General features: G+C 74.9%; 1 protein-coding gene. It reads left to right on the top strand.

Annotated features, from left to right (window positions below):
* Positions 1–8 precede the first annotated feature (8 nt).
* A complete protein-coding gene (locus FB471_RS14705) occupies positions 9–19,634 on the top strand; it encodes an SDR family NAD(P)-dependent oxidoreductase (protein WP_141998760.1) in 19,626 nt (6,541 codons plus the stop codon).
* The last annotated feature ends 1 nt before the right edge of the window (position 19,635 follow it).

The raw sequence follows: 19,635 nt of genomic DNA, 5'->3' as shown, positions 1-19,635 counted from the left end.
CAACAGGGATGACAGACGCCGGGCCGCAGGTCGTCGTGCTGTCCGCGGCGGGCCCGGCCCCGCTGGACCGCTACGTCGAGCGGGTGCTCGAGTGGCTGGCCGAGCACCCGGAAGCCGACCTTCGCCGCGTCGCCTACACCCTGCAGGTCGGCAGGGAGGCCCTGCGCGAGCGGCTGGCCGTGGTGGCGCGCTCGGTGGCGGAGCTGCGGCAGCGGCTGGCCGAGGGCGCGGTGCCGCGCGGCACCGCAGGCACGGACGCCGAGAACATCGAGAACGCCGAGGGCGCCGAGATCACCGACCCGGCCGAACGGGAACCCGAGGAGCTGGCCCGGCTGTGGGTGCGCGGGGCACGGGTGGACTGGCGGGCGCTGCATCCCGCGCCGCGGCCAGCGCGGCTGTCCCTGCCGACCGCGCCGTTCGACACCAAGCGGTTCTGGGTCAGCGAGCCGGCCCGCCCGGTGGCACCGGTCGCGCATCCGCTGGCCGCGCAGGGCGTGCAGTCCGGGCGCAGGGAGTACGCGGTGACCCTCACCGGGCAGGAGTTCTTCCTGCGCGACCACGCCATCGGCGAGCTGAAGGTGCTGCCCGCGGTGGTCGCGCTGGAGCTGGCCACCGCGACCGCCACCCGAGCCGGGTACGGCACCGTGCGCGGGATCGGCAACGTGCTGTGGTCCCGCCCGGTGATCGTCGCCGCCGACCCGGTGGACGTACGGCTACGGCTGGCGTCCACCCCGGACGGTATGTCCTACGAGCTGCGGTCCGGCACGGGTCCGGACGGCGAGCTGTGCTCGGCGGGAACCCTGCTGTTCGGCGAACCCGACGAGGCCGACCTCGCCGAGGTGGTGGACATCGCGGCCATCCGGCAGCGCTGCCAGCAGGCGCTCACCGATCGGGAGTGCTACGAGCTGTTCGACCGGCTCGGCGGCGGTTACGGGCCCAGCTTCCAGCCGATCGGTTCGGTGCTGCGCGGGGACCGGGAGGTGCTGGCCAGGTTGGAGGTGCCCGCGTCGGTCGAGCTGCCCGCGGAGACCTTCACCCTGCACCCCTCGCTGCTGGACGGGATGTTGCAGGCCGCGCTGTGGACCGCGGCGGACCCGGCGGGGGACGGCATGCGCAGGCTGCCGTTCGCACTGACCGCGCTGGAGATCGTGCGCCCACTGCCGCGCCGTGCCTGGGTGCACGCCGTTCCGTCCGAAGTGGACACCGGGGCTCGCGCGGGGAAGGCACACGGGCACGAGCTGACCCTGCTGGACGACGACGGCCGGGTGCTGCTGCGCATGCGCGGCCTGATGACCAGGGCCGTGCACGGGGAGCACGCCCTGAATCCCGGCTCCGGCGCGGCGAACCCGCGGACCGTGGCCTTCGGGCAGGTCTGGCACCCGGCGCCGCTGCCGGAGCGCGCCGAAGGCACCCGGGACACCGTTGTGCTGCTCGGTACCGACCCCCGGCTGGCCGCCGAGCTCGATCCGGCCGAGTTGTACACGGTGCGGCCCGCGGCCACCGCATCCGGCTCGGGCCGGGACCGCCGGCTGCGCCCGGACGCCGAGGAGGACTGGCGCGAGCTGTTCGCCGAGCTGCACGCCGCCGGGCGGGACCCGATCACCCTGGTGTGGGACGGCACCTCCACCACCGGCACGGGCCCGCTGGAGGCGGCGGTGCGGCGGCTGGCCACGGTCTTCCGCGGCTGGTCCGGTGCCGCCGAGGGCGCGACCCGCAGGCCCGTGCGGCTGCTGTGGCTGTCCCCGCGGCGGGAGACCCTGGACGATGCGCTGGAAGCCGCGCTGGACGGGATGGCGAAGGCGATCGCGAACGAGCAGCCCGACTTCCGCGTCTCGGTGGTCGGGGTCCCGGACACCGCTTCCGGGGAACTGTCCGCGCTGCTGGCCGCCGAGCTCGCCGCGCCGGAGCACGAGTTCGCGGTCAGCCATGACACCGGCGGCCGCCGGGTACCGCGCTGGGAGCCGGTCGAGTCCTTCGACCGCGACGGCCTCGGGCCCGCGCTGCGGGACGGGGGCACCTACCTGGTGACCGGCGGGCTCGGCGGGATCGGTCAGCTCCTCGTCGCGCACCTCGCCACCAAGGGCAGGGCCCGATTCGTCCTCAGTGGACGTTCGTCGAACGTGGACGTGCAGCCGCGGCTGCACGCCCTGCGCAGGCAGGGGATCGACGTGGAGTACCTCCCCGCCGCCCTCGGCGAGCGGGGAGCCGCCGAGGATCTCGTCCGGCGGGTACGCGAGTCGCACGGCGCGCTGCACGGGGTGCTGCACCTGGCCGGGGTGACCAGGGACGGGTTCCTGCTGACCAAAGCGGATTCCGAGCTGGCCGAGGTGCTGGCTCCCAAGGTCCGCGGCACCGTCGAGCTGGACCGCGCCACCGCCGACGAGCCGCTGGACTTCTTCATCCTGTTCTCCTCCATGTCCGGCGCGGCCGGATCGCCGGGCCAGGCCGACTACGCCTACGCCAACCGGTTCCTCGACCACTTCGCAGCCTGGCGGGAGGCGCGGCGGCTGGAGGGCAGGCGCTCCGGGCACACGCTGTCCCTGCTGTGGTCGCTGTGGGCCGAGGGCGGTATCCGGATGGACATGGACGATGCCGCGCAGGCGCGGATGGTGCGGCGGGCCGGGCTGCGGGCGTTGCCGACCAGCGCCGGGCTGGCCGCCTTCGACGCCGCGGTCTCCAGCGGCCGGGACCATGTGCTGATCGCCCAGGGTGAGCAGGGCAAGGTGGCCGAGCTGCTGGCGAACACGGCGGCCGGACCGCGGGCGCCGGAACCGGCCGCCGAGACCGCGCCCGGCCCGGCCCCGCGACCCATCCGGTCCGCGGATCCGGCGCGGGCGGCCGAGGAGTACCTGCGGCCGGTGCTCGCCGAGGTGTTCGGCATGACCGTCGAGGAGATCGAGCCCGAGGTCGCCTTCGAGTCCTACGGCATCGACTCGATCCTGATCATGGACATGACCCGGCAACTGGAGGAGCATTTCGGCCCACTGCCGAAGACGCTGTTCTTCGAGTACCAGGACCTGCGCTCGCTGGCGGGCTACTTCGCCGAGCGCTACCCGGACACGGTCACCGCTGCCGAGGCGGAAACGCGGCCGGTACCGGAGCCGGAGTCGGAGCCGGCACCGCAGGCGGGGCCGGACCCCGAGCCCGCGCCGCCCGCGCGCACCGAACCGGCCGCCGGAGCCGGGGACACCGAGCCGATCGCGATCATCGGGGTGAGCGTGCGGTTCGCCGAATCGGACACGCTGGACGAGTTCTGGGCCAACCTCAGCGCGGGCCGCGACCTGATCACCGAGATCCCGCCGGAGCGCTGGGACTGGCGGGACTACGAGGACGCCACCCCGGCCGACCAGTCCGCCGCCTACAGCCGCTGGGGCAGCTTCCTGGACGGGGTGGAGACCTTCGACCCGCTGTTCTTCGGGATCTCCCCGCGCGAGGCCGAGATCATCGACCCGCAGGAGCGGCTGTTCCTGCAGACCACCTGGCACGCGATGGAGGACGCGGGTTACACCAGGCAGGCCCTGCAACAGCTCAGGGCCGGGGTGTACGTGGGCGCGATGTACACCCTCTACCAGCTCTACGAGGGGCAGGACGGCCGGATCGCGGCCTCCTCCTACGCCGCGATCTCCAACCGGGTCTCCTATACCCTCGGGCTGAGCGGGCCGAGTGTCGCGGTGGACACCATGTGTTCCTCGGCGCTGTCGGCGATCCACCTCGCGATCAAGGACCTGCGTTCCGGGGACGCCGAACTCGCCATCGCGGGCGGGGTCAACCTGCACGTCCACCCGTACAAGTACCGCTTCCTCGGCCAGGGCCAGTTCACCTCGAGCGACGGGCGGTGCCGCAGCTTCGGCGAGGGCGGGGACGGCTACGTTCCGGGCGAGGGCGTGGGCGCGGTGCTGCTCAAACCGTTGAGTGCCGCGCTGCGCGACGGTGACCACGTCCACGCCACCATCCTCGGCAGCAGCATCAACCACGGTGGGAAGACCAACGGTTTCACCGTACCCAACCCGGTTGCCCAGGGCGACCTGATCGGGCAGGCGGCCGAGTCCGCTGGGGTCGACCTCGGCTCACTGTCCTATGTGGAGGCTCACGGTACGGGCACCTCGCTCGGCGACCCGGTGGAGATCCGCGGGCTGACCCGCGCCTTCGCCGGAACCGGGCTGCCCGAGGGTGGCCTGCCGATCGGCTCGGTGAAGTCCAACCTCGGTCACCTCGAGTCGGCCGCGGGAATGGCCGCGCTGGCGAAGGTGCTGGTGCAGCTCGAGCATCGGACGCTGGTGCCCTCGCTGCACGCCGAGACGCCGAACCCGAACATCGACTGGACCGGTTCCCCGTTCGCCGTGCAGCGGGAGTCCGCGCCCTGGCGGGCGGAAGGGTCGCTGCGCGCGGGGATCAGCTCGTTCGGCGCGGGCGGGGCGAACGCGCACCTGATCGTCGAGGAGTACCGGGCCGAGCCGCGCGGGCGGGCGGCCGCGGCGGCCGAGCGGGTGTTCCCGTTCTCCGCCAAGACGGCCGAGCGGCTGCGGGTGCTGGCCGGGACCTTCGCCGAGGCACTGGACGGTGCCGAGGCCGATCCCGCCGATGTCGCGCACACCCTGCGGGCGGGGCGGGAGCCGCTGCCCGAGCGGCTGGCCGTCGTCGCCGACTCGCTGCCCGCGCTGGTCGCGCGGCTGCGCGAGTTCGCCCGCACCGGTGAGCCCGGTGAGCACGGGTGGACCGGCACCGTGTCCGGCCGCGCCCGGCGGGGCGGCGAGCGCCCGGCACCCGGGACGAGTCCCGCCGAGCTGGCAAGGGCGTGGACCGAAGGGTCCACCGTGGACTGGCCGGAGGAGCGGGCCGCGCGGCGGATCCCGCTGCCCGGTTACCCGTTCGAGCGCATGCGCTGCTGGATCACCGACGAGGCCACGCTGTGGCGGCCCGCGCCCGCGCCGCAACCCGGCGGGGCGGTGCGCACCCACCCGCTGCTCGGCGCGATCGATCCGGCCGGCAGCGTGGCGGGTGGCCTGGCCTTCGCCCCGGAACTGGACCCGGCGCACCCGGTGCTCGCCGACCACCGGATCGGCGGCAGCACCCTGCTGCCCGGGGTCGCCGTGCTGGAACTGGCCCGCGCGGCGGCGGTGGCCGCCGGTATGGGCGAGCGGCTGGTGCTGCGGGACGTCCGCTGGCTGCGCCCGCTCACCGGCACCGAGCCCGCCGTCCGGCTGCGGCTGCACCAGGAGGAGGACCGTGGCCTGCGGTTCAGCCTGCTCGGCACGGACACCACTTTCGCCGAGGGCCGGATCGAAGCCCTGGCCGAGACCGCCGACGAGCGGATCGACCTGGGTCGCCCTGCCGGGGAGTACCCGCACCGGCAGGAGGGGCAGCGGCTGTACGCCGACCTCGCCGCGGCCGGATCGGAGTACGGGCCCGCGCTGCGCGGCCTCGAGTGGGTGGCCTTCGGCGAGGGCGGGGCGCTGGCCCTCCTGCGCACCCCGGAGATCCCCGAACTGGCCGGGTGCGTGCTCGCGCCCGCGTTGCTGGACGGCGCGCTGCACACCTTCGGGGTGCTGCGGGACCGGGAGTCGGCGGCGATGGTGCCGTTCGCGGTGGCCGCCGTGGAGGTCCGGCACACCCCCGGTGCGGTGGGTTACGCGCGGGTGCGGCCCAGCGGGGCGGACCGGTACCAGATCGACCTCGCCGACGAGGGTGGCCGGATCTGCGTGCGGCTGCGGGACGTGGCCCTGCGCCCCGCGGGCGGCGCCGGCACCCCCGCGCCCGCTCCGGTGGAACCGGTGGAGCGGTCGGAGCGGGCGGAGCTGGACGGCCTGCTGTTCGCCCCGCGCTGGCGACCGGTGCCCACCCCGGATCCGGCCGGCGAGCGGCAGGGTCCGGTGTGGATCGTCGCGGCCGAGCCGGAGGGCGAGCTCGCCCGCGCGGTGGCCGCGGAGATCGGCGGCGGCCCGCTGATCGTGTCCCCGGAGCAGGCCGGCTCGCTGGAGGGCGTACCCGGCAGCGTGTTCTTCCTCGGCACCCCCGCCCCCGCGCGCCGCGCCGACGACCCGGACGCGCTGGAGACCGGCCAGCGGCGCGGGGTGCTGGCCCTGTTCGGTCTGGTCAAGAACCTGCTGGCGGCCGGGGCCTCGGCGCGGCCGGTGCGGCTGACCGTGGTGACCGAGGACGCCTGCGCGGTGACCGGGGAGCCGGTGCGCGACCCGTTCGCGGCCAGCCTGCACGGGCTGACCCTGTCCCTGGCGCAGGAGTACCCGCGCTGGCGGGTCGGCCTGCTCGACCTCACCGCGGGTACCGAACCCGGCCGGGCCGCCCGGCTGGTCACCGGCGGCGGGGACACCGGCGGGCCACTCGCCCTGCGCGGGGGCACGCTGTACCGGCGCGACCTCGTCCCGGCCGCGGCGGCCGAGGACGGTGCCCGTGCGCGCGTCCGTTCCGGCGGCAGCTACCTGATCCTGGGCGGCGCGGGCGGGATCGGGCTGGAGCTCACCGCCTGGCTGGTCGGCACCTTCGGCGCGAGCGTGGTCCTTGTCGGCCGCGGCGAGCTGGGCGAAGACCGGCGGCAGCGGCTGCGCGAGATCGACCCGGAAGGCCGGTTCGTCCGGTACGAGCGGGCCGACGCGGGCGACCCCGCCGCGCTGCGCGAGGTGGTGCGGCGGATCACCGAGCGGGGCCCGCTGCACGGCGTGGTGCACTCCACGATCGTCCTGCACGACCAGTCGCTGGCCAGGATGGACGAGGCCACCTTCCGGTCGGCGCTGGAAGCCAAGACCAGGGTCAGCGTGGCGTTGCACGCGGCGACCGGCTCGCTGCCACTGGACTTCGTGCTGTTCTTCTCCTCGGCCGTGGCGCTGTCCGGCAGCGCGGGCCAGAGCAACTACGCCGCTGGCAGTACCTTCGAGGACGCCTTCGCGCACTTCCTGGACGAGCACTCCACCGCGACCGTCCGGGTGGTCAACTGGGGTTACTGGGGCACCGTCGGCGTGGTGGCGCGGGACCATTACCGCGAGCGCCTCGCCAGGCAGGGCATCTACTCGCTGGACCCGGCGGAGGGGATGGCCGCGATCGAGCGGGTGCTCGCCGGCGGGCAGCGCCAGCTCGTGGTCACCAAGGCCAGCAGGCAGGTGCTGGAGTCCGCGGGGGTGGACTTCACCGCCGCGGGCGAGGCGGCCGAACCCCCGGTGTTCGCCGAGCTGGCCGAGCCTGCCGGGTTGCCGCCGGTGCCGCGGCTGCTCACCGAGGCGGACGGCAGCCGCCTCGAGCGGATCATGCTGGACTGGCTGTGGCGGATGCTGACCGAGCAGGGGGTGTTCACCGCTGCCGGGCAGCGGTGGACCACCGGCGCGCTGGCCGAGCGGCTCGGTGTGCTGCCGAAGTACCGCCGCCTGCTCGCCGAGCTGCTGCGCATGCTCACCCTGCGGGGGTACCTGGCGGAGACCGGCGGCGACGAGCGGGAGGCGGTGGCCGGGCAGGTCACCGGCGACCCGGAGGCCGAGCTGGTCGAGCTGTGCGCGAACACCCCCGCGCTGAACCGCTTCGACCGGCTGCTGCGGCCCTGCCTGCACAAGCTGTTCGAGGTGATGAGCGGCCGGGTCCGGGCCACCGAGGTGATGTTCCCCGGCGGCTCCACCGAACTGGTCGAGGGCGCCTACCAGGGCAGCCCGGTGGTGGACCGGGCCAACCACCTGGTGTCCTCCGCCGTGCGCAGCCGGGTCGAGCGGGACACCGGAAGCGGTCAGGTGTCCATTGTGGAGATCGGGGCCGGTACCGGTGGCACCACGGCCGGGGTGCTTCCCGAGATCGCCGGGTTCGCGCCGGACCTGCGCTATGTCTACACCGACATCTCCGGTGCCTTCCTGCAGCACGGTCGCGCCCAGTTCGCCGAGCGGCACCCGTACCTCGAGTTCCGGACCCTGGACATCGGTAGTGACCCCGAGCCGCAGGGTTTCCCCGCCGGCGGGTTCGACGTGGTGATCGCGGCCAACGTGCTGCACGCCACCGGGGACCTGCTGGCCACCCTGGGCAACGTGGGTTCGCTGCTGCGCGAGGGCGGCTGGCTGGTGCTCAACGAGGCCACCGCGAACGTGCTCACCGCCACCCTCACCTTCGGCCTGCTGGACGGCTGGTGGCTGAACACCGACGAGCACCTGCGGCTGCCCGGATCCCCGCTGCTGTCCGGCGACGGTTGGCGGCAGGCGCTGCGGCGGGCCGGGTTCGGCCGCGTGCTGCCGGTTCCCGCGGACGAGGACGGTACCCAGCATCTGGTGGTCGCCGAGTGGGGCACCCCGGCGTCGGCGGCACGGACCGCGCCCGCCACACCCCCGGTGGAAGCCGAGTCGCTGCGCGAGGCGGTGTTCGGCTACGTGCGGGGTGCCTTCCGCGAGGTGCTCCAGGTCCCCGAGGACCGGCTGTCCGCGGGCGAGACCTACGAGAACTTCGGGGTCGACTCGCTCACCTCGGCCAGGGTGATCGACCTGCTCTCGGCCGAGGTGGGTTCGCTGCCGGCCACCCTGCTGTTCGAGTACCCGACCATCGGCGAGCTGGTGGACTTCCTGCTGGAGCAGCACGCGGACGCGTTGCGGGCCGCGTTGCTGCCGGACCGGCAGCGGGCCCCGGAGGCTCCGGAGCCGGTGGCGGCGGCCACCGCGCCCCCGGCCGAGCCTGCCCGGCGCCCGGAACCCGCCGTCGCCGAGGCGCCGCCGGGCACGACCGCGGAACGGGACGGGATCGCGGTCGTCGGCATGGCCGGCCGGTACCCGATGGCCGCGGACGTGGAGCAGTTCTGGGCGAACCTGCGCGCGGGCAAGGAGTGCGTCACCGAGGTTCCCGCGGACCGCTGGGACCGGCACTCGATGCCCGAGGTGGACGGGACGCCGGTCAGCGGGTGGGGCGGCTTCCTGGACGGCATCGACGAGTTCGACCCGCGGTTCTTCCAGATGTCCTTGCGGGAGGCCGAGTTCACCGACCCGCAGGAGCGGCTGCTGCTGCAGACCGCCTGGCACACCCTCGAGGACGCGGGCTATCCGCGGGCCCGGCTGCGCCCGCACGCCGTGGGCGTCTACGTCGGCGTGATGTACGGGCACTACCAGCTCTTCGAGACCGAGGACGGGCTGGCGGGCGGGATGGGCTACGCCTCCATCGCGAACCGGCTGTCCTACTTCTTCGACTTCACCGGGCCGAGCCTTGCCGTGGACACCATGTGCTCCTCCTCGCTCTCGGCGATCCACCTCGCCTGCGAGGCGCTGCGGCACGGCCAGGTGGACTACGCACTGGCAGGCGGGGTGAACCTCACCCCACACCCGCGCAAGTACGTGCAGCTCGCGACCGGCGGGTTCACCTCAACCGACGGGCGGTGCCGCAGCTTCGGCGCCGGCGGCGACGGGATGGTCCCCGGTGAGGGCGTGGGCGCGCTGCTGCTGAAACCGCTGGCCCTTGCGGAGCGGGACGGGGACCGGATCCTCGGCGTGATCCGCGGCGGCGCCCTCAACCACGGCGGCAAGACCGGCGGGTTCGCCGTGCCCAACCCGAACGCGCAGGGCGAGCTGATCCGCACCGCGCTGCGGGACGCGGGCACCGACCCGGCCTCGATCTCCTACCTGGAGGCGCACGGCACCGGCACCGCACTCGGCGACCCGACCGAGATGGCCGGCCTGGTCCGGGCCTTCGGCGACCGGCGGGCGGACGCGCGGCCGATCGCGCTCGGCTCGGTCAAGTCCAACCTCGGCCACCTGGAGTCCGCGGCCGGGGTGGCCGCCGTGACCAAGGTGCTGCTACAGCTGCGGCACCGGGAGCTGGTGCCCTCGCTGCACGCCGAGACGCTGAACCCGAAGATCGACTGGGACTCGGTACCGTTGCGGGTGCAGCGGGAACGAGCGCCCTGGTCGGCGCCCGGGCCGCTGCGCGCCGGGGTGAGCGCGTTCGGCGCGGGCGGCGCCAATGCCCACCTGGTGCTCGAGGAGTACCCGCGGGAAGCGGGCGCGGCACCGGCGGGGGCGGCCCGCAGGGTGTTCGTGCTCTCCGCGCGGGACCGCGACCGGCTGCGCGAGCTGGTCACGGCCGTGGACGGGGTGCTGGCGGGGGCGGGAACCGGCGAGGCTCCCGCGGTGGACGTGGCCGAGCTGGCCGCGCGCGCCGGGGTTCCCGGTGCCGGGCCGGAGGAGTCGCTCGCCGACCTCGGGCTGGACCTCACCGCGATCCTGCGGCTGCTGCGCGACCTCGGCGCGGAACGGGTGCGGCCCGGCCAGGTGCACGAGGGCATGACCCTGCGTGCCCTCGCCGAGCTGCTGGGCGGAACCGCCCCTACGGAGTCCACTGTGGATCTGGAGCGGCTGGCCTACACGCTGCAGGCCGGCCGGGAGGCGATGGGTGAGCGGCTGGCCGTGGTCGCCGGTACGGCTGCCGAGCTGCGCGCCGGCCTGCGCCGGTTTCTCGACGGCCGGTCCGCGCCGGAAGTGCACACCGGCTCGGTACGGGCGGAGTCCTGGCCGAGCTCCCGGCAGGCGCATCCCGGCGACGGTGACCCGCACCGGCTGGCCGCGGAATGGGTGTCCGGAACCGAGTTCGACTGGGACGCGCTCTACCCCGCGCGACCCCGGCCGATGTCCCTTCCCGGCTACCCTTTCGCCCGGACCCGGTGCTGGATCGACGCCCGCGCGGAGGTCGCCACGGCCGGCCGGCCGGCACCCGCGCCCGGCGCCGACGTCCCCGCCGACCTCGCCGAGCGGGTACTCGGGGTGCTCAGCGCCGTCACCGGCTACCCGCCGGGGGAACTGGACCCCGAAGCCACCTTCCACGAACACGGGCTGGACTCGCTCAGCCTGGTGAAGTTCGCCGACCGGCTCGGCACCGAACTGGGGACCACGCTGTCCCCGGACGAGCTGCTGGCCGCCCCGACCGTGACGGCACTGACCGAACGGCTGTGCAGGGAGCACGGCGGCGCGCTCGCGGCCGCGGCCCCGCGACCGGCACCGGAACCGAAACGCGAGCCCGAGCCCGCGGACGATCCGGTGGTGATCGTCGGCATGGCCGGGATGCTGCCCGGCTCGCCCGACCTCGCCACCTTCTGGGAGCACTGCGAGCGGGGCGACGACCTGATCTCGCAGGTGCCGCCGCAGCGGTGGGACTGGCGGGAGGCCTACGGCGACCCGGCCGAGCATGCCGGTCGCACCCGGATCACCCGCGCCGGGTTCATGCCGGGGATCGACCGGTTCGACCCGCTGTTCTTCGGGATCTCGCCGCGCGAGGCCCGCTGGATGGACCCGCGGCAGCGGTTGCTGCTGCAGGCGGTGTGGTCGGCGATCGAGGACTCCGGGTTCGACCCGCACGACCTGGCGGGCACCCGCACCGGGCTGTTCTTCGGGACCGGGGCCTCGGAGTACGCGGAGCTGATCGAGCGTTCCGGGGTCACCGTGGACGCCTACGCCTCCACCGGGCTCACCCCGTCCATGCTGGCCAACCGGATCTCCTACCAGCTCGATCTGCGCGGCCCGAGCGAGCCGGTGGACACCGCGTGTTCCAGCTCACTGGTCGCGTTGCACCGGGCCGTGGAGGCGATCGAGGTCGGGCACTGCGACACCGTGATCACCGGCGGGGTGAGCGCCCTGCTGTCCCCGGTGAGTTTCGCCGCGCTGGAGCGCGCCGGGATGCTCAGCCCGGAGGGTGTGGGCAGGGCGTTCGGCGCGGGCGCGAACGGCTACGTGCGCGGTGAGGGCGTCGGTGCCGTGGTGCTCAAGCGGTTGAGCGCCGCGCTGGCCGACGGCAACCCGGTGCACGCCGTGGTCCGGGGTACCGCCGTCAACCACGGCGGCAGGGCGAACTCGCTCACCGCGCCCAACCCGAACGCCCAGGCCGAGGTGATCGTGCGTGCCTACGCGAAGGCGGGCGTGGACCCGGCCACGGTCGGGTTCGTGGAGACCCACGGCACCGGCACGGTGATCGGGGACCCCGCCGAGATCACCGGGCTGCGCCAGGCCTTCGGCGAGCTGCTGGCGGGCCGTGACGGCGGCGTCCCGGACGGCCCGTGGTGCGCGCTGGGCGCGGTGAAGAACCTCGTCGGCCACCTCGAGCCGGCCGCGGGGGTCGCCGCGCTGCTGCGTGCCCTGCTCGCGATGCGGCACGGCCGCATCCCCGAGTTGTCCAATGTAGACGAACTGAACGAGTATCTCCGGCTGGACGGCTCCCCGTTCTACGTGCCGAGGCAGGGCCTCGACTGGGCACGCCCGCGGGACGAGCGGGGGCGGGAGCTGCCCCGGCGGGCCGGGATCAGCTCCTTCGGCTACGGCGGGGTGAACGCGCACGTGCTGCTGGAGGAGTACCGGAGCGGGCCGGACACCGGGAACACCGCCGAGCCGGTGGTGTTCACCCTCTCCGCGCGGGACGAGGAGCGGCTCGCCGAGTACGCGCGGGCCTTCCTCGCCACCGAGCGGGAGTGGGCAGGCGACCTGACCGCGACCGCCTACACCCTGCAGCGGGGCCGCGCGGACCTGCCCGCACGGCTGGCCTTCGTGGCGGAGACCGGCGAGCAGGCCGTGCGCATGCTGCGCGGCTACCTCGCCGGGGATACCGCCGGGGATGCCGCCGGTGTGCACACCGGCCTGGTGGCCAGGGGCGCCGAGCCACCCGAGCTCGGCTCCGCGGACTACCGCGACCCGGACCGGCTCGCGGCCGCCTGGGTGGCCGGGGCACGGGTGGACTGGCCCGTCCCGCACGCGGGACGCCGCCGGTCCCTGCCGACCTACCCGTTCGCGCCCGAGCGGCACTGGTTCGCCACGGCCGCCACCGAGCCGGCCACCGAGCCGGCCGCCGAGCAGCAGGCGGTGACCTGGTTCGCCGCCGAGTGGGAACCGGCCGAACCGGTGCGCGCGCGGGGGCCGCTGGCGGAGCCCGTGCTGGTCTTCACGGCGGGTGACTATCCGCTGGCGGAGATCAGCGGGCACCCGGTGCCGGTCCACCCCGGAACCGGGTTCCGCGAACTGCCGGGGGACGCCTTCGAGATCGACCCCGGCGAGCACGAGGACTACGCGCGGCTGCTGACCGTGCTGCGGCAGCGTGGCATCCGGGTCGACCGGGTGGCGCACCTGTGGTCGCTGGACGCCGCGGGGCCGGACCTGCCAGCGCACGGCCCGGAGTCCGGTTTCCTGCTGCTCAAGGCGCTGCTGTCCACCGGGACGCCGATGCCCCGCGTGCTGCACGTCGGGGTGCCCGACAGCAGCCCGTTCGCCGAGGCCTGGGGTGGGTTCACCGGTTCCCTGCGGGCCATCGCCCCGGAGACCACCTGCTCGGTGCTGCGGGCAGGCGAAGGGACGGGAGCGCGGGAGCTGGCCGCCGCGCTGACCGCGGAGCCGGACGCCACCATGACGCGCCACCGGGACGGGCAGCGGTCCGTCCGGCGGCTGCGCGAGTTCACCCCGGCCGAGTCACCCGGATCGGGTGCCCGGCTGCGGGACGGCGGGGTGTACCTGATCAGCGGCGGGATGGGCGGCCTCGGGCTGCTGCTGGCCCGCGCGCTGGCCCCGCGGGGGGCGAAGCTGGCCCTGCTCGGGCGTTCCCCGCTGGACGAGGCCAGGCGCGCCGAGCTGGACCGGCTGCGCGCGCTGGGCGCGCAGGCCGAGTACTGGGCGGCCGATGCCGCCGACCCGGCCGCGGCGATCGGCGTGGTGCAGGAGGTCCTCGCCCGCTGGGGCACCCTGCACGGGGTGTTCCACCTCGCCGGGACGGTGAGCCGCGAGCCGCTGCCCGGCAAGGAGCTGGACGAGCTGCGCCGGCAGCTACGTCCCCGCGTGGCCGGGCCGCACGCCCTGGACGAGGCGACCCGCGACCTCCCGCTCGAGCTGTTCGTGCTGTACTCCTCGATCGCCGGGCAACTCGGCGACTACGGCCTTGTCGACTACGGGGTCGGCGCCCGGTACCTGGACGGGTTCGCCGAGTGGCGCGAGCGGCTGCGCGGCGAGGGCCGCCGCGGCGGGCACACCGTGGCCATCGACTGGCCGATGTGGCGCGAGGGCGGCATGCACGTCGATGCCGACGACGAGCGCCGGTACCTGGACTCCACCGGTTTCCGTTACCTGGACGCCGACGCGGGCCTGCGGGTACTGGAACTCGCCCTGCGCACCGGACGCACCCAGGTCATGGTGCTGCCCGGCGAGCCGGACCGGATGCGCGCACTGGTCGCCGCGGCCGAGGAGGTCGGCAGGCAGCGGCCCCGGCCGGAACGGGCACCGCGGGCCGCCGCGCCCGAGCCCGCCCCGGCTGGAGGCGACCTCGAGGCGGTCGCCGCGCGCGAGCTGCGCCGCGTTCTCGCCGGAATCCTGGACCTCGCCGAGTCCACACTGGACGCCGAGGCCGGGTTCGGCGAGTACGGGCTGGACTCCTTCGGGCTGAAGACCCTCTCCGTGGAGCTGGGTGAGCGGTACGGCATCGACGTGCCGACCACGGCGCTGTTCGGGGCGAACACCATCGGCAAGCTGGCCGCCCACCTGGCGGGCGAGTACGCCACCGAGCTGAACCGGGTGCACACCCCGGCCGCGCCACGGTCCGGGGAGCCCGGACCGGAGCCCGCCCCCGCGGCCCGGCCCGCCCGGTCGGAACCCGCCGCCGAGGCCGAGACCGAGCCGATCGCGGTGATCGGGATGAGCGGGCGTTTCCCCGGTTCGCCCGACCTGGACGCGTTCTGGCACAACCTGGCGGCCGAGCGCGACCTGATCACCGAGACCCCGCCGGGGCGCTGGGACTGGCGGGAGCTGGCCGAGCGCTTCGAAGGCACCGCGCGCTGGGGCGGTTTCCTGGACGAGATCGACCGGTTCGACCCGCTGTTCTTCAAGATCTCCCCGCTGGAGGCGGAGGTGATGGACCCGCAGCACCGGCTGTTCCTGCAGCACGCCTGGCACGCGCTGGAGGACGCGGGGCAGCGGGCCGACCTGCTCGCCGGGCGGGCCGTGTCGGTGTTCGTCGGCACCCAGTTCGCCGACTACGAGACCATGGTGCTGGCGGGCGGCAGGCCCAACGCCTACGCCGGGACCGGCCTCGCCCGCACCATGCTGGCCAACCGGCTGTCCTACCTGCTCGACCTGCGCGGGCCGAGCGAGAGCATCGACACCGCCTGCTCCAGCTCGCTGGTGGCCGTGCACCGCGCGGTCCGCTCGCTGCGCGCGGGGGAGACCGAGCTCGGCATCGTCGGCGGGGTCAGCCTGATTCTCTCCCCGCAGACCGTGGTGGCCGGCAACCAGCTCGGGGTGCTCTCCCCGGACGGCCGGTGCAAGACCCTGGACGCGGGCGCCGACGGCTACGTCAAGGGCGAGGGTGTCGCGGCCATGGTGCTCAAGCCGCTGTCCCGCGCGCTGGCCGACGGCGACCCTGTGCACGGGGTGATCCGCGGCAGCGCGGTCAACCACGGCGGGCACGCCAGCTCGCTCACCGCGCCCAACCCCGAAGCCCAGGCCGACCTGCTGCGCGCCGCCTACGCGGACGCGGGCGTTCCCATCGACTCGGTGTCCTATGTGGAGCTGCACGGCACCGGGACCGAGCTGGGCGACCCGGTGGAGATCGACGCCATCCAGCGGGCGCACGGTGGTTCCGCCGCCGGGGAGCCGGCCTGCGGGCTCGGCTCGGTGAAGAGCAACATCGGGCACCTCGAGCCCGCGGCCGGGATCGCCGGAATGCTCAAGGTGTTGCTGGCGATGCGGCACGGCCGCCTGCCCGCCACCCTGCACCTGCGTGAGCTGAACCCGCACATCCGGATCGAGGGCAGCCGGTTCACCCCGGTACGGCACACCACCGACTGGCAACCCACCGGGCCCGGCGGGGCCGCGGTGCCGCGCAGGGCCGGGGTGAGTTCCTTCGGGTTCGGCGGGGTGAACGCGCATGTGGTGCTGGAGGAGGCCGCCCGGCCCGAGCCCGAGCGCACCCCGGACGGGCCGCAGTTGTTCGTGCTGTCCGCGCGGGACGCCGAGGCGCTGCGCCGGTACGCCGGTGCGGTACTGGAGTTCCTGGACACCGGGGCCGGGGCCGACTGCCCGCTGACCGAACTGGCCTACACCGCGCAGACCGGCAGGGTGCCGATGGCGCACCGGCTGGCCGTGGTGGCCGAGGACCACCAGCGGCTGCGGGAGGGGCTGCGGGCGTTCCTGGACGGTGACCGGGCCGGGCGGGCCCACTGGGTGGCGGGCACCCCCTCGGCGGAGGCGGGGCAGGACTGGCTGGCCGAGCCGGAGGGCCGCGACTACCTGGCCAGGCTGGTCCGGGACCGGGACCTGCCGCGGCTGGCCCGGTTGTGGACCGGCGGCGCCGACCTGGACTTCACCGCGCTGCACCCGGTGCGGCCGGGCCGCGTCGCGCTGCCCACCTACCCCTTCGCCAGGGACCGGCACTGGCTGAGCACACCGGCGGAACCGGAACGGGCGGAAAGGGCGGAACGGCCCGCGGACGAGCGGTTGCTGGTGAAGCGCTGGCAGCCGGCACCGCGGCCCGCCCCCGCCGAGCTGCCCGCGGGTCCCGTCCTGGTGCTGGCCGGGCCGGGGACCGAGGAGCTGACCGCGGGGCTGGCCGGGCATGCGCTCGTGGTCACCCTGACCGAGGCCGAGGACGCCGACCCCGAGGCCGGGGCCCGGATCGCGGCGGAGGTGCTGGACCGGCTCGGCGAGCCTGCCTGCGTGCTCGACTGCGTCGACCTCGCCGAACCCACCGGGCGGGTGCCGGAGTGCTGGGCGCGGGTGCGGCTGGCGCAGGAACTGCTCGGCAGGTTCCGCACCAGCGGCCTGCGTTACCTGCACCTGACGGCCGGCCTGACCACCTTCCGGGCGCCGCGGCCGAGCCTGCGTGGCGCGGTGTTCGCCGGGCTGGTGCGGATGCTGCCCGCGGAGTACCGGGCGGTGCGCGCGCGGACCGTCGACCTCGACCCTGACGCGCTGACCCCGGAGGGGCTGCGCGAGCTGGTCGCCGCCGAACTGGCCGCCGAGGACGAGCACACCGAGGTGTGCGTGCGGTCCGGGGTGCGGTACCTGCCCGAACTGGCCGCGGCCCCGGAAGCGGCCGGACCGGCCGCCGATCCCGGGTGGTGCGCCGACCTCGCCGGGCGGCCGGTGCTGATCACCGGCGGCACCGGGGCACTCGGCAGGCTGCTCGCCGGTGAGCTGGCGGGCCACGGCGCCGACCGGCTCGTGCTGCTCGGGCACAGCCCGCTACCGGAACGGGCCGAGTGGGAGCGGTTGCACGCGGACCCCGGGACCGATCCGGAGCTGGCGCGGCGACTGGGTGACCTGCTGGCACTGGAACACCGCGGGGTGCGGCTGCGGGTCGCCTGCGGGCGGCTGGACGATCCCGCGTGGCTGCGCGACACCCTGGCCGGGGTACGCGCCGAGCTCGGCCCGATCGCCGGGGTGGTGCACTGCGCAGGAACCGGCCGGATGGACGATCCGGCGTTCCTCGGCAAGCGGGTCGAGCAGATGCGGGCGGTGCTGGAACCGAAGGTCGGCGGGCTGGCCGAGTTGAGCGCAGCCTGCGCCGAGGACCCGCTGCGGTTCTTCCTGCTGTACTCCTCGGTGTCCGCGCTGGCGCCGGCGCTGGCGGCCGGGATGAGCGACTACGCCATGGCCAACGGCTTCCTGGACCGGTTCGCCGAGTACCAGGCCGCGCTCGGTCACCCCGCCTACCGCAGCGTGCAGTGGCCGAGCTGGCGTGCGGACGGGATGCCGGAGGTGCACACCCCGGTCTACCGGGAGCTGGGGCTGCGCACCCTGGAGCCCGCGGCCGGGCTGAACCTGCTGCACCGGGCCATGGCCGTTTCCGGGCAGCCGGTACTGGCTCCCTGCCCGGTGGCGGGGGACGGGTTCGACCCGGCGCGCCTGCTCGTCCGCTCGGCCCCCGCCCCGGTGGCCGGCACGGCGCCGGAACCCGCGGGCGGCGGCGACGCGGACCCGGCGAGCGGCGGGGAGGAACTGCTGCCCCGGCTGACCGGGCTGTTCGCCGCGCAGCTGCGGTTGGACTCGCCCGATCCGGACGTCAACTTCGCCGACCTCGGCGTCGACTCGATCATGATCGCGCAGCTGATGGCCGCGGCCGAGCGGGAGTTCGGGATCACCGTGGAACCCTCGGCATTCCTGGAGAACCCCACCCTGCGCAGGCTTGCCGCGCAGCTGGACGGCAAGGTTCCGGCGCGCCCCGCCGAACCGGCCGCCGAACCGGCACCCGCGACCACCCGGCCAGCCGAACCCGGCACCAGGGATCCCGTCGCGGTGGTCGGCATCGCCTGCCACTTCCCCGGGGCGCCGGACCGGCACGCCTTCTGGGCGAACCTGATGGCGGGCAGGGACTCCATCACCGAGGCCCCGGCTTCGCGCTGGGACACCGGCCGGTACTACTCCGGCACCCACGCGCCGGGCCGGACCGTCAGCAAGTGGGGCGGTTTCCTGGACGGCATCGAGGAGTTCGACCCGGACTACTTCCGGCTGGACGCCGCGGAGGCGGTGTACCTCGACCCGCTGGTCCGGCAGTTCCTCGAGGTCACCGCGGAGTGCCTGGCCGAGGCGGGCTACCGGCCGGAGGAGGTGTCCGGGCGCAGGGTCGGCGTGTTCGCCGGGGCGCGCACGGCCAACTTCGGCGAGCGGTACGCGGGTCCCGGCAAGGGGGACATCAGCGGCCTGGCGCAGAACTTCATCGCCGCGCAGGTCGCGCACTTCCTCGACGTGCGCGGCCCGAACCTGGTGGTGGACTCGGCCTGCTCCTCCGCGCTGGTGAGCGTGCACCTCGCCACGCAGAGCCTGCGGCTCGGCGAGAGCGACCTCGCGCTGGCCGGTGGCGTGGAGATCCTGCTGGACGAGCTGCCGTTCGTCGGGATGAGCGAGAGCCGCGCGCTCTCGCCGACCGGCAGGTGCCGCACCTTCGCCGAGGACGCCGACGGGATCGTGCTCGGCGAGGGCGCCGGGGCGCTGCTGCTCAAGCGGCTTTCCGACGCCCTGCGCGACGGCGACCACGTGCACGCCGTGCTGGAAGGGGGCGCGGTCAACAACGACGGCCGCACCATGGGCATCACCACGCCCAACCCGGACGCGCAGCGGGAGGCGATCCACGCCGCACTGCGGGACGCGGGCGTCACCTCGGCCGAGCGGATCGGCTACGTCGAGGCGCACGGCACCGGCACCAGGATCGGCGACCCGATGGAGCTCAAGGCGCTCACCGAGGTGTTCCGCGCCTCCACCGACCAGGTCGGGTTCTGCGGCGTCGGCAGCGTCAAGACCAACATCGGGCACCTGCTCAGCGCGGCCGGGATCGCCGGGCTGATCAAGACGGTGCTCGCGGTCGAGCACGGCCAGTTGCCGCCCACCCTGCACTGCGAGACCACCAACCAGCGGTTCCGGTTCGCGGACTCCCCGCTGTTCCCGGTACGCGCGGCGCGGCAGTGGTCCGGAAGGGACGGGGTGCGCAGGGCGGGCGTCAGCTCCTTCGGCTTCGGCGGCACCAACGCGCACCTGGTCGTGCGCCAGGCCGACCCTTCCCTCGTCGGGGAGTACGTGCCGCGCCGGGCGCCGCTGCGGCCGATCCGGTTCCAGCGCACCCGGCTGTGGCCGCAACCGCCACGACCGGCACGGCCCGCGCACGACTCCGCGGCCCCGGAGGGCAACGGGGCCACGCCGTTCTTCGAGCTGAGGTTCTAGA

Source organism: Amycolatopsis cihanbeyliensis (genome assembly GCF_006715045.1).
GTDB lineage: Bacteria > Actinomycetota > Actinomycetes > Mycobacteriales > Pseudonocardiaceae > Amycolatopsis > Amycolatopsis cihanbeyliensis.
Note: the sequence above shows the minus strand (reverse complement) of the source record. Positions and strands in the feature narration are given on the sequence as shown.

What these genes read in the sequence shown, in the direction of transcription:
- FB471_RS14705 (WP_141998760.1), top strand. Translation starts at nt 9, where the DNA reads ATGACAGACGCCGGGCCGCAGGTCGTCGTGCTGTCCGCGGCGGGCCCG.